The organism is Streptomyces sp. NEAU-174, from assembly GCF_052665095.1.
Window position 1 is genome coordinate 363721 of record NZ_JBQTCE010000004.1, and the last position, 12932, is coordinate 376652.

A 12932-nucleotide genomic window follows, 5' to 3' on the forward strand; every position below is an offset into this window, starting at 1 on the left:
TCAGCCCGGCTCATCCGGGGTACGGGCCTCCGCTCAGCCGGCCCGATCGTCGTCGAAGCCGTTCAGATGGGCGGTGAGGTCGTCCATGAAGCGCGCGAGCAGGCGGCCGAAGACCTCGCGGTCCTCGGGGCTCCAGCCGGCGAGGGCGGCGCTGAACCAGCCGAGTACGGTCCGCATATAACGGTCGGTCGCGGCGGCCCCCTCGACGGTCGGCTCGATGAGCCGGGCGCGCTGATCGTCCGGATCGGTGACCCGGCGGACCAGCCCCCGCCGTGCCAACTCGTTGATCTGCCGGGTGACATGGGGCCCGACCACCTGCAACCGCGCGGCGATCTCCCCCACCCGCAGTGGGGTGCCCGCCACGTACAGGGCGACCAGCACCGACATCGCGGGGCGGTCCACGGATATACCGGCGGCCTCCATGGCGCGCTCGGCCACCCGGCCCCGGGTCACGGCGCCGCTGAGCTGCGTCAGACGGGGCAGCATGGCCAGCAGGTCGTGTTCACCGCCGCCGCCCTGCCCGGCCTCCGGTCCCTCGGCGGTCATGCCCGGCCTCCACATCTACCTAAGTTAGGTATATAGTCTTCTCATCGACCCCGAACCCCCGGGGCTTTTCACGCCTTGAAAAAGGATACCTGAGTTAGGTATGTGACGGGCCCTCCCCCGGGAGGGCCGGAGAGGAGCGCCCATGGGCGCCAACATCACGCCGCGGCGTACGGTCCTGGTCTCCGGCGCCAGCATCGCCGGTCCCGCGCTGGCCTACTGGCTCCGCCGGTACGGCTTCGCGGTCACCCTCGTCGAGAAGGCGGCGGCGCTGCGCGGTGGCGGCTACCCCATCGACATCCGCGGCACCGCCGTCGAGGTCGTCCGGCGGATGGGGGTGCTCCCCCGGCTCCGGGAGGCCCACGTCGGCATCCGCCGGATCTCCTTCCTCGACGAGCAGGGCGACCCGATAGCCGCCATCCGGCCCGAGGCCATCTCCGGCGGCGTGGAAGGCCATGACCTCGAAATCCCGCGCGGAGAGCTGGCCGAGATCCTCTACAGTGCCATCCGGGACGACGTCGAGATCCTCTTCAACGACTCCATCGCCACCCTCCACGACCACGACGGCGGGGTGGACGTGACCTTCCGCGGCGGCGCCCGGCGCACCTTCGACCTAGTCATCGGCGCCGATGGCATCCACTCGCACACCAGGAGCCTGGCCTTCGGCCCCGAGGAGGGCTACCACCGCTACCTCGATCACTGCTTCGCCGGGTTCACCATGCCCAACCACCTGGGGCTCGCACACGAGGGGCTCACCTGGAACGTCCCGGGCCGGACCGCCGTCCTCTACGCGCCCCGCGACGACGACCGGGTGCACGCCTTCCTCAGCTTCCTGCGCCCCGACCCTCCCTTCACCGCATTCCGCGACCCCGCCGCCCAGCGCGACCTCGTGGCCGGGGTGTTCTCCGGCTACGGCTGGGAGGTCCCGCGGATGGTCGCCGCCATGCGCGACAGCGACGACCTCTTCTTCGACGTGGTCAGCCAGATCCATATGCCACGGTGGTCCACGGGCCGGGTCGCCCTCGTCGGCGATGCCGCCTACGCGCCGTCGTTCTTCTCCGGCCAGGGTTCGAGCCTGGCGCTGGTCGGCGCGTACGTCCTCGCCGGTGAGCTGGCCGCACACGCCCACCACGACGACGCCTTCGTGGCGTACGAGCGCACTGTGCGGTCGTTCGTGGAGCTGAACCAGGCCCTCGCCGGTGAAGGGAGCGCCGGTATCTCCCCTCGCACCGCCGAGGATCTGGCCCGGCGCAACAAGGCGCTGCGCGAGCCGTCCGCCGTGCTCAGCAGTGCCGGCCGGGACGTGCATTCGGCGCTGGCCCTCCCCGGCTACGACGGCCACGACGCCTCGTGAGGTCGGCGCCGCGTCAGCCGGTGGCGCCGATGGCCGAGCTGGGGCCCGAGCCGGAGCCCACGATGGACGGCACCCGCTCGGCGGTGTCGAGGGAGTAGGAGTAGGACGCCTTCGGGTCGAACGCGGTGCCGCCGCTCTCGTTGCGGCCTGAGGTGTTGACGAAGACGTTGCCGCGCTGGACCAGGGTGGCGGTGGCGTCCTTGATGACGGGGTTCTTGAAGCCCTGGAAGTAGCTGTTCTCCAGCACCATCCTGGTGTTCCCCCGGGCGTAGTTGCCGTAGGAGGAGTTGATGTCCGTGCCGGGGTCGTCTTGCAGGTAGTTGTTGTACAGATGCGCGTGGGCGATGTTGTCGGCGGACGGGTTGCGCTGCTCGCTCTCGCGGAACCAGTTGTGGTGGATCGTGATGTCGGCCGTGGTGTTCTCCGTCCAGCCAATTCCGAAGCTCTTGTTGTTCTGCTGGAGCCGGTTCCAGGACACCGTGAGGTAGGTGGTGTCCTTACGGCTGTCGATCAGCCCGTCGGCCATATGCCGCAGCTCGTTGTGATCGATCCACACATGGTGGGCACCGTCCATCTGGATGGCGTCCCAGTCGTGCTCCTTGTCGTTCCAGGCGCCCTCGTAGGAGTCGCGGATCGTCAGATTCCTGATGATGACGTTGTGCACGCCCTGGCCCAGGAAGAAGCCACCGCCCACGATCTGGCCCGACGTGCCCGAGCCCACGATCGTCTTGTCAGAGACGACCTTGATCTCCTTGCCCTTGGGGTCCATGGTGATCGCCGCGGCCACGACGATGACGTACGGCTCGGGCGCGGTCGCGTACTTCTCGAGATCGGCGAGCGTGCGCACGGTGACCGTACGGCCGTCCCGGCCCCCGTACGTACCGTTCTGCCCGAGCGCGTCGACCGACGCGAAACCATCGGCGACATCGGCCTTCCAGGACGCGGCGGCCGCTCCCCGCCCGCCCTCGGCGAACGCCCCCTGCCCCGGCAGGGCGACCGCACCGGCCAAGGCCAGGGCTCCGACGGCCACCCCGAGCACACGGCGCCTGCCGCGCCCCACCCCTCGACGTTCGGCTTCCATGGCCCCTCACTCCCACTGCTCGACGACTCCTGCCGTGCGACTGTCGCCACCGCGCACCACGAGGTTGCCGGGTCGGTCGATCGTCCTGTGGCCGGATTCCCACCCCGTCTTGCCCACGCCACGACGCGCTGACAGACTCCGGCAGCAAGCGCTTACCGACGGACGCACCACACCCATGAGTCGCCCCGGAGGGAACAGTGAGCCAACACGGTCGCAGGCAGGTGTTACGGACCGGCCTCGGCGCGGTCGCCGGATCGACGGTGCTCGGCGCCATCGGCGGCGCCACCCCGGCCTCGGCAACACCACGGCCCGACGGGCCACTTGGGGCTGGTGGCGCGGTGACACCCGGCGAGCCGGAGCCGGCCCGGGCGGACCTGCCATGGGTGGCCGACCTGGGTGACGGGCGCTATCAGAACCCGGTGCTCAACGCCGACTGGTCCGACCCCGACGCGATCCGCGTGGGCCCGTACTTCTACCTGGTGGCCTCCACCTTCAACCGCGTTCCCGGACTGCCCGTGCTGCGTTCGGTCGACCTCGTCAACTGGACCGTCATCGGACATGCCCTGACCGAGCTGCCGCCCAAGGACCACTTCAGCGAGCCCAGGCACGGCGAAGGGGTGTGGGCCCCGGCCCTGCGCCATCACGACGGCAAGTTCTGGATCTTCTACCCCGACCCCGACTTCGGGATCTTCATGGTGACCGCCACCGACCCACGAGGGCCGTGGAGCACACCGCGTCCGGTCAAGCCGGGCAAGGGGCTGATCGACCCGTGTCCGCTGTGGGACGACGACGGACAGGCGTATCTGGTCCACGCGTGGGCGAAGAGCCGCAGCGGCATCAACAACCGGCTCACCCTGCACCGTATGAGCCCGGACGGAACCGCCCTGCTCGACGAGGGCCGGATCGTGATCAACGGCGACGATCTGCCCGGCTACACCACGCTGGAGGGCCCGAAGCTCTACAAGCGGGACGGCTGGTACTGGATCTTCGCTCCGGCCGGAGGCGTCACCAACGGCTGGCAGTCGGCGTTCCGCTCCCGCTCCGTCTGGGGCCCGTACGAGGACCGCGTCGTGCTCGCCCAGGGCGAGACCCCCATCAACGGGCCGCACCAGGGCGCCTGGGTGACCACCGAGGGCGGCGAGGACTGGTTTGTGCACTTCCAGGACCGCGGGGCCTACGGACGGGTGGTGCACCTCCAGCCGATGCGGTGGCGCGCGGACGGCTGGCCGGTGATGGGCACCGACGACGGCAGTGGCCGGGGCGCGCCGGTGCTGGTGCACACCAAGCCGCGGGTGGAGGGGCGGACGGAGGTGACCGCCCCGGCCACCGGCGACGACTTCACCGGGACGGAGCTGGGGAAGCAATGGATGTGGCAGGCGAACGCCGATCCGGCGTGGTGGTCGCTGCGCCGCCTCCCGGGCCGGCTCGCGCTGGTCTGCCGGCCGAGCCCGGTCGCCCATGACCTCCGGCTGCTGCCCAATGTGCTGGCCCAGCGGCTGCCCGCCGAGTCGTTCACCGCGACGACCTCGATGAGCCTGTCCACCGCGACGACGGGGTCCCGGGCCGGGCTGGTGGTTCTGGGTGAGACCTACGCCTGGGTGGGCCTGCGCCACGACGGTGACCGGATCGTCCTCGTATGCCGCACCGCGGCGCGGGACGCCGCCGAGGTGGACGCCGTCACGCCGGTGCCGCTGCCCAGGGGGCGCTCGCTCGTACGGCTCCGGGTGAGTGTGCGGCCGGGTGCGGTGTGCCAGTTCGCGGCCGATGTGGACGGGCGGGGGTGCACGCCGCTCGGAGCGCCGTTCCCGGCGACGGCGGGCAAGTGGATCGGGGCGACGCTGGGGCTCTTCGCCACTGGTCCGGCGACCGGGAGCACGGGTGGCGCGACGACCGGGCGCGCGGGTGGCGTGGCGACCGGCGGCACGGACGATGTGGCGACCGGACGCACGGGCGGTACGGCGGAGTTCGACTGGTTCCGGGTGGGTCCGATTTCCTCGTAGATGGCCGATGACGGGCGGTTCGGGACCAGTCCCCGCGGATTGTGGTGCCCTGTCTGCCGGAAGGGGCGCTCATAAGGGCGCCCCACGGAAGCCGGGAGGAACACCATGCACCAGCGCCTCGCCGCCACGGCAGCCATGTCCGCGGCCCTCGTCGCCGTACTCGCCAGTGCGCCCAGCGCGTCAGCCGGGCCACGATCACATCCAGGCCACCTGGGTCTTCAACGGCCGGCTGTACGACAGGGTGCCTCCACTTCAACCCCGGCCCCGGCGACTACAAGTTGATCATCGGTGACAAGGCCACCATCACCAGCCTCACCTGGCGCGGCGAATGCGACTTCTGAGCGGGCCGGCTTCCCCTGCCGCAGCGCGGCGCCGACCGGGGCGTCGGACTCCCAGCGGACGCAGTAGTTGACGCTTCCCCTGTTGGCCATGACCTGGTCCCAGCCGTAGTTGCGGAAGCCGTAGAGGTCCGGATAGGTCGACTCGACATGGTTCCACACCTCGCCCAGTGGCTATACGAGGTTCGCGGGCGGGTTCCAGTCGTCGGCGACGCGCGACGGGGCGGCCGTCGCGACACCGGGCGCGGCGACCAGCGCGGCCAGGGCGGCCAGGGCGGTGGCCAAGCGCGCGAGGAATGAGCGCACTGTGAACTCCCTTGAGTGGCTGACAGGTTGTCAGCCTCGGGTCGCCGCCACGGTCGCTTCGGTTGCCGCTGTGGGCGGCCCTCGGGGAGCATCGGAACGGACCTGGGCGACGAGCGCGGCGGCCACGAACGACGCGACCAGCGGCCTGGAGGTCGTTCCGGGCGACGGCTCCCACACGGCCTGGACATCGCGCCGGGCAACAGCCCCCCGCCCAGCCTGGACGTCATGCCGGGCAACAGCCGTGGCGTGCGGCCCGCTCACACCGGCCGGGTGGCCACCACCAGCCGACAGCGCGGGCTGCCGTCCGCCCGGCGGCCGAGGTCCTCGAGCGCTCGCAGCTCGACCTCGAACCCGGCCCCGATCAGCTCCTTCCACACGTCCCCGAGGCGAAAGGTCCGGTAGTACATCACAAAGGACGGCCGCCACACCGCGTTGCGCACCCGCATCGCGGTGTCGAACGCCAGGAGCGACCAGTAGGGCCGGGACCCCGGGCGGGCCGGTGCCACGATCGGGAAGGCGAACCGGCCGCCCGGGCGGAGCACGGAGTGGACCTGGGCGAAGAGCCCGGGCCGCTCGCGCGGCAGGAAGTGGCCGAACGCCCCGAAGCTCACCGCCAGGTCGAAGACCGGCCCGAACGGGAGGGCGCGCGCGTCGGCGCGCACCCAGTCCGTGCGCGGGGCGTCCGGCACCGTCCGCGTACGCTCCCGGCCCACGGCCAGCATGCCCGCGCTGAAGTCGACGCCGGTGATCCGCTCCCGGCACACCTGGCGCAGCACGCCCATGCCCGCACCGGTCCCGCAGCACACGTCGAGGCCGCTGCCGAAGGGCCCGAGCGGGCGCAGGGCGCCGGTCACGGAGTCCAGCACCGAGGCCGGTGTCCGGTACCCGGTGTGGTCGAACTTCGGGGCCAGCAGATCGTAGCCGCGCTCGACGGAGGACAGCGCCTGGACGACGAGTTCGGGGAAGGTGGGGCCCTGGCCCTGAGGTGCGGACATCGCGCTCAGCATAGAGCCCACCGGGGCAGGGCGGCCTGTCGAACTTATGGACAGCGCGCCGATGGCGTGCTGTGATGCGCGACAACGATGTCAGGCACCACCCGTCTTCCTCGGCACCCCACCGACAGGAGCCGCACGATGCCCCTCGACCGACGTCGCTTCCTCCGCACCAGCGCCCTCACCCTCGGCGCCCCCGCGCTCGCCGGACACCTGGCCACGGACGCCGCCGCATCCCCGGCCCGGCGGCCGAGGGCCCCGCTGCCCGACGCCTTCGACCGGCTCCCGTCCGGGAGCATCACCCCGCGCGGCTGGCTGGCCGAGCAGCTGCGCCTCCAGCTCCACGGCCTCTGCGGCCGGTACGAGGAGCGCTCGCACTTCCTCGACATCAACGCCACCGGGTGGACCCACCCGGACCGGGACGGCTGGGAGGAGGTGCCCTACTGGCTGCGTGGCTATGTCCCGCTGGCGGTGGCGACGCGCGACCAGGCGGCGCTCGCCAACGCCCGCCGATGGATCGACGCCATCCTCGCCACCCAGCAGAGCGACGGCTTCTTCGGGCCGCGCTCCCTGCGGACGAAGCTGAACGGCGGCCCCGACTTCTGGCCGTTCCTCCCCCTGCTGATGGCCCTGCGCACCCATGAGGAGTTCACCGGCGACCAGCGCGTCGTCCCCTTCCTCACCCGCTTCCTGCGCTTCATGAACGCCCAGGGGCCGGGCGCCTTCGACTCCAGCTGGGTCTCCTACCGCTGGGGCGACGGAATCGACACCGCGCTATGGCTCCACCGCCGCACCGGCGAGGCGTTCCTTCTCGACCTCGTCCGGAAGATGCACACGTACGGCGCCAATTGGGTCGACAACATCCCGACCCCGCACAACGTCAATATCGCCCAGGGCTTCCGCGAGCCCGCCCAGTACGCCCAGCTGACCGGCTCGGCCGAGCTCAAACAGGCGACCTACCGCGCCTACGCGTCGGTGCTCGGCGCGTACGGCCAGTTCCCGGGCGGCGGCTTCGCCGGGGACGAGAACTACCGCCCGGGTTTCGGAGACCCCCGGCAGGGCTTCGAGACCTGCGGCATCGTCGAGTTCATGGCCAGCCATGAACTGCTGACCCGGATCACCGGCGACCCGGTGTGGGCCGACCGCTGCGAGGACCTGGCGTTCAACATGCTGCCCGCCGCACTCGACCCCCAGGGCACCGGCACCCACTACATCACCAGCGCGAACAGCATCGATCTCGACAACGCGGTGAAGTCCCAGGGGCAGTTCCAGAACGGCTTCGCGATGCAGTCGTACCAGCCGGGCGTCGACCAGTACCGCTGCTGTCCGCACAACTACGGCATGGGCTGGCCGTACTTCAGCGAGGAGCTGTGGCTGGCCACGCCCGACAAGGGGCTCGCCGCCTCCCTGTACGCCGCCTGTGAGGTGACCGCGAAGGTGGCGGGCGGTACGACGGTCACCGTCACCGAGGACACCGACTATCCGTTCGACGAGACCGTCACACTCACGCTGTCCACCCCCGAGAAGGTGGCCTTCCCGCTCCATCTCCGTGTCCCCGGCTGGTGCGAGAACCCCCGGATCGAGGTCAACGGCAAGGCGGTGGCCGCGCGCGGCGGTCCGGCCTTCGTCAGGGTCGACCGGAGCTGGGCGGACGGCGATGTGGTGACGATCCGCCTGCCGCAGCGCACCACCCTGCGGACCTGGCCCGCCCACCACGGCGCGGTCAGCGTCGACCACGGCCCGCTGACGTACTCCCTGCGCATCGGCGAGGAGTTCGTGCGCTACGCCGGTACGGACACCTTCCCCGAGTACGAGGTGCACGCCACCACACCGTGGAACTACGGCCTCGCCCCCGGCGCCCTCCCCGTCCTCACCCGCGACGACGGTCCGCTCGCCGCCAACCCCTTCACCCACGAGGGCACCCCGGTCCGCATGACCGCCCAGGCGCGCCGCATCCCCGAGTGGGTCTCGGACGACGAGCATGTGGTCACCCCGTTGCAGCAGAGCCCGGCCAGGGCCACTACCCCGGCGGAGACGGTCACCCTGATCCCCATGGGCGCCGCCCGGCTGCGTATCACCTGCTTTCCCACGGCCTCGCCGGACGGCCGGGCGTGGACCCCGGAGCCGCCGTTCCGCCGCCTGCTCAACAAGCACAGCGGCAAGGTGCTCGCCGTCGACGAGATGTCCACGGCCAACAGCGCCCGCGTGGTGCAGTTCGACAACACACCGACGGGTGACCACGCCTGGCAGTGGATCGACCGGGGCGACGGCTGGTTCCTGATCCGCAATGGCCACAGCGGCAAGGTGCTGGGCGTCGACCGGATGTCCACCGCCAACAGCGCCATCGTCGTCCAGTACGAGGACAACGGCACGGCCGATCACCTCTGGCGGAAGGTGGACAGCGGCGACGGCTGGTTCCGCGTCCTCAACAAGAACAGCCAGAAGGTGCTGGGGGTCGACGGCATGTCCACCGCCAACAGCGCCCAGGTGGTGCAGTACGACGACAACGGAACCGATGACCATCTGTGGCGGCTGGTGTGACCGGGCCCTGAGCAGGGCCGCGCGGAGGCCGTGGCCCCCGGCGATTATCCGTTGGAACGTGTCGGGAATGGTCCTGTGGAGCGGCCGGGGGCGGATCTAGCGTGATGAACCGCCCCCGGCCGGGCGGCCAACGTTCCGTCACCCGCAGGAAGTCTTCGGCATGATCCAATACATCGCTCCGGTCTTCATCGGACTCCTCTACGCGCTCCTGATGTCCCTGATCCGCGAACCGCACCGGCGGCGCTTCAACGCGATCATGGTCGGCGGAGCGGGTGCGGCCTACCTCAGCGGCGGCGGCCTGGGCGGCTGGGAGTTCGCCTTCACCGTGGTCGCCACCTATGTGGCCTACCGTGGCCTGGAGTCGTGGACCTTCATCGGCATCGGCTGGCTGCTGCACACCGCGTGGGACATCGTCCATCACATCAAGGGCAACCCCATCGTCCCGTTCGCCCATGGCTCGTCGCTGGGCTGTGCGATCTGCGATCCGGTCATCGCGCTGTGGTGTTTCCGGGGCGGCCCGTCGCTGCTCCGGTTCTTCCGCAGGGAACGGTCCGGGGAACCGGCCGCCACCGCCCTGCCCGGCTCCCTGTCCGCCGGGCGGTCGGCGGGGAGCGGATGAGGGCGTCGGCGCCGGGCCGCCCGCCCGGCGCCATCTCCGCACCCGCCGCTCAGCGCCCGGCGCGTACCGCTTCGGCGGCCGGGCCGGTCCAGGTCCGCCATGCGGTGTGCCAGCCGTCGGGACCGTCCGTACGCACACCGGGTCCGGCCCAGGCGATATAGCCGTCGGGGCGGACCAGCAGGGCGGGGCCGGAGTCGGTGCGCTCGGCCTGGGCCACCGTGGTGTCGACGCGCGAGGCGCCCTGCTCGCGGATCAGCAGAAAGCCACCGGTCCGCTGTAGTTCGGTCAACCGGCCTTCGGCGAGGGGGACTTCGGTGGCGCGGGTGCCCACCAGCGCGTGCCGTCGCCGTCCGCGCGGATAGCGCAGGGTGACGCCGGTGAAGCTTCCGGCGATGGTGTCGCGCACCCGGCCGACGCCCAGCAGGGCCGGGGCCAGATGGTCGCGCAGCCACCGCGCCGGGCGCGGCCTGAGGGTGACGGCGCGCATCATGGCACCGCTCTGGAGCAGGACACGGCCGCCGACGGGGTGGCGCTCCCGGTGGTAGGTGTCCAGGATGGCCGGGTCGGCGCCACCGAGGGCGAGGTCGAGTTTCCAGGCGAGGTTGGCCGCGTCCTGGATGCCGGTGTTCATGCCCTGGCCGCCCATCGGGGAGTGCACATGGGCGGCGTCCCCGGCGAGGAAGACCCGGTCGTGCCGGTAGGAGCGGACCTGGCGTTCCTCGCAGTGGAACCGGGAGTGCCAGCCGATCTCACGGACTCCGACGTCGCGCCCCATGGCCTCGGCCAGTACCCGGGTCACCTCCCTCTCCTCCACGGCGGCCTTGTCGGGCAGTTGGTGGCGGCGGTCCCAGGTCATCGACCGGTACCAGCCGGGGCGCGCCTTCCCGTACGGCACGAGGAAGCCGAAGACCTGGGGGGTGTTGCCCAGGGTGAGCCCGTTTCCGGCGGGGCCGTCGGCGAGGCGGACATCGGCCAGCACCACGGAGCTCAGGACCGTCTTGCCGGGGAAGTCGGCGCCGAGGAGGTCGCGGACGGTGCTGTGCGCCCCGTCCGCCCCCACGACGTACCGGGCGCGCCATGTGGCGGCGGGCCCGCCGCCGTTGGGGCGCGCGGTGATGGTGACCGCATGGGCGTCCTGTGCGAGGCCGGTGATCTCGGCGCCGCGCAGCACCTGGGCGCCCTGGTCGCGGGCGTAGCGTTCGAGCGCCTGGTCCACATTGGTCTGCGGGGTGATCATCCCGTATCGATGGCGGGAGGGCAGATGTGTCAGATCGAGCTTGGCGCCCGCGAACAGGTGGACGGCTTGGGTGGTGTTCGCCTCGGCCAGGAGGTCGTCGGCCAGACCACGGCTGTCGAGGACCTCAAGGGTGCGGGGCATGGTGACGAAGGCACGGCTGGACGGATGGATCGCCGGCCGGCGTTCCAGCACGGTGACCGCGCGTCCGGCCCGGGCCAGATCCCCGGCCAGGGTCATTCCCGTCGGCCCGCCGCCGACGACGAGCACATCGGTGGTGTGGAGGTCCGGGTCCGCCTCATCGTGGGGCCGGGCCGGGGCGGTCATCGCGTCTCCAGCGGGCCGTGGGCGGCTTCGGGGCGGGCGGCGTTGCCGGGGTTCTTCAGCGCGGCCTCCTCGAGGTCGCGGGGGAGGTCGAGGGGAACGGTGGACGCCGGGTCGGGGTAGTGGCGGCGGATGTCGTCGGGGGTGGCAGCGGCGGAGTGGTTGAAGATGAACCGCGCGTGGGGCAGCGCGGTGTGGACGAGGTTGACGATGGATTCGAAGAGCAGCGTGTTGCCCGCGGTGAGCCGTACCCCGGCGCCGATGAGGACCGCGTCGTAGCGCTTGCGGCCGAGCATGGCGCGGATGGCGTCCAGGGCGGTCTCCCCGAAGTCGATCTGGCAGCCGTCCGCCTCGTATCCGGCGTCGCGCAGCAGGGCGAGGTTGTCGTCGTTGGCGGCGCGCAACGTCTCCCGGCTCAGACCGGCGAAGGCGGCGAACTCCGGCGCCTCGTAGTCGATGGCATCGGGGTGGAGCCCGATCTGGATGGCTGAGACGCTCATGACGATGGATGCCTTCCGTGGTGAAGTGCGCTGGCGCAGGGGGAAGTTGGGGTGCGCGTTTCGCCCAACCGGTCGGTCCGGCCGAGGCGTTCCGCTTCCCCTCCACGGTGGCGGGCCCACGGGTATCGTGTCCAACGATGATGTGTGCTGTGTGGCATCGCGAAAGGAGATGATGGTGGAGCTGCGGCAGCTCGCGTACTTCGTCGCGGTGGCCGAGGAGCGCAGCTTCACCCGCGGCGCCCAGCGGGAACACGTCGTCCAGTCGGCGGCCTCCGCCGCCGTCGCCCGGCTGGAGCAGGAGTTCCAGACCGCGCTCTTCGACCGCTCGCACCGCACCCTGGAGCTGACCACCGCGGGGCGCACCCTGCTGGCCCGGGCCCGGATCCTGCTCGCGGAGGCGCAGCGGGCGCGCGATGACATGGGCCGTCTCACCGGGGGGCTCAGCGGTACGGTCACCCTCGGGACGGTCCTGTCCACCGGCTCGTTCGACCTGATCGGGGCCTTGGGCACGTTTCAGGTCGAGCATCCCGATGTCGTGGTGCGGCTGCGCCGCTCGACCGGTCCGCTGGCCGGACACGCCACCGCGCTGCGCGAGGGCAGGTTCGACCTGATGCTGCTGCCGGTGCCCCCGCACGGCCCCGCCGTCCTCGGCCCGGATCTGATCATCGATGATGTGTCGCGGATACGCCTCGGGCTGGCCTGCCGCACCGACGACCCCCTCGCCGGGGCCCACGGCGTGACCTACGCCGACCTCGCCGACCGCCGCTTCATCGACTTCCCCACGGGATGGGGCGACCGCACCATCGTCGACAGCCTCTTCGGCACCGCCGGCGTCCAGCGCACCGTGGCGCTGGAGGTCGTCGACACCACGACCGCCCTGGCCATGGTCCGGCGGCGTCTCGGGCTCGCCTTCGTGGCCGAGGAGACCATCGCCGCGCAGCCCGGTCTGACCCAGGTCGATCTCGCCGATCCACCGCCGCTGCACGGCCTCGGCCTCGCCGCCTCGCGCAACCATCCACCGTCCGAGGCAGGCCGCGCCCTGCGCCGGACCCTGCTCGCCGCGCGCTGACCGACAGCGTCGAAGCCGAAGCCCTCACCGC

General features: G+C 71.4%; 9 protein-coding genes and 2 pseudogenes. 5 read left to right on the top strand and 6 right to left on the bottom strand.

From position 1 onward, the window contains the following. Positions 1–33: 33 nt before the first annotated feature. Positions 34–546, bottom strand: coding sequence for a MarR family winged helix-turn-helix transcriptional regulator (locus ACT2CW_RS14355; RefSeq protein WP_445516837.1), 513 nt, complete (start codon positions 544–546; stop codon positions 34–36). Between the two features lie 142 nt (positions 547–688). Here ACT2CW_RS14355 and ACT2CW_RS14360 point away from each other — a divergent pair, with 142 nt between their 5' ends. Continuing rightward, entirely contained in the window at positions 689–1897 is a 1209-nt protein-coding gene (locus ACT2CW_RS14360) for an FAD-dependent monooxygenase (RefSeq protein WP_445516838.1), read from the top strand. Between the two features lie 19 nt (positions 1898–1916). Here ACT2CW_RS14360 and ACT2CW_RS14365 read toward each other — a convergent pair. Continuing rightward, positions 1917–2978 (bottom strand): annotated as a pseudogene (locus tag ACT2CW_RS14365) (pectate lyase family protein); the annotation flags it as partial. A gap of 392 nt (positions 2979–3370) precedes the next feature. On the opposite strand from ACT2CW_RS14365, the gene ACT2CW_RS14370 reads away from it, so the two are divergent. Further along, positions 3371–4978: a glycoside hydrolase family 43 protein gene (locus ACT2CW_RS14370; RefSeq protein ID WP_445517016.1), complete on the top strand. Its 1608-nt coding sequence runs from the start codon at positions 3371–3373 to the stop codon at positions 4976–4978. A 359-nt stretch (positions 4979–5337) separates the two neighbouring features. Here ACT2CW_RS14370 and ACT2CW_RS14375 read toward each other — a convergent pair. Together ACT2CW_RS14375 and ACT2CW_RS14380 are read right to left on the bottom strand one after the other, a co-directional pair. Next, a pseudogene (locus tag ACT2CW_RS14375) lies at positions 5338–5622 on the bottom strand (hypothetical protein); the annotation flags it as partial. Positions 5623–5879: 257 nt separating this feature from the next. After that, positions 5880–6617, bottom strand: coding sequence for a class I SAM-dependent methyltransferase (locus ACT2CW_RS14380; protein WP_445516839.1), 738 nt, complete (start codon positions 6615–6617; stop codon positions 5880–5882). Between the two features lie 138 nt (positions 6618–6755). On the opposite strand from ACT2CW_RS14380, the gene ACT2CW_RS14385 reads away from it, so the two are divergent. Both ACT2CW_RS14385 and ACT2CW_RS14390 read left to right on the top strand, forming a co-directional pair. After that, positions 6756–9155 carry a beta-L-arabinofuranosidase domain-containing protein gene (locus tag ACT2CW_RS14385; protein ID WP_445516840.1) on the top strand — a complete coding sequence of 800 codons (2400 nt, stop codon included), beginning with the start codon at positions 6756–6758 and terminating at the stop codon, positions 9153–9155. Positions 9156–9318: 163 nt separating this feature from the next. Beyond that, on the top strand, positions 9319–9774 hold the full coding sequence (locus tag ACT2CW_RS14390) for a DUF6010 family protein (RefSeq protein WP_445517017.1): 456 nt from the start codon (positions 9319–9321) through the stop codon (positions 9772–9774). Between the two features lie 49 nt (positions 9775–9823). Here the strand turns inward: ACT2CW_RS14390 and ACT2CW_RS14395 are convergent, their stop codons facing one another. Next, on the bottom strand, positions 9824–11335 hold the full coding sequence (locus ACT2CW_RS14395; RefSeq protein ID WP_445516841.1) for an FAD-dependent oxidoreductase: 1512 nt from the start codon (positions 11333–11335) through the stop codon (positions 9824–9826). Beyond that, positions 11332–11832: a hypothetical protein gene (locus tag ACT2CW_RS14400; protein WP_199336193.1), complete on the bottom strand. Its 501-nt coding sequence runs from the start codon at positions 11830–11832 to the stop codon at positions 11332–11334. The genes ACT2CW_RS14395 and ACT2CW_RS14400 overlap by 4 nt, the downstream gene beginning before the upstream one ends. 151 nt (positions 11833–11983) lie before the next feature. Between ACT2CW_RS14400 and ACT2CW_RS14405 the strand changes: the two genes are divergently transcribed. Continuing rightward, a complete protein-coding gene (locus ACT2CW_RS14405; protein ID WP_445516842.1) occupies positions 11984–12901 on the top strand; it encodes a LysR substrate-binding domain-containing protein in 918 nt (305 codons plus the stop codon). Positions 12902–12932 lie beyond the last annotated feature (31 nt).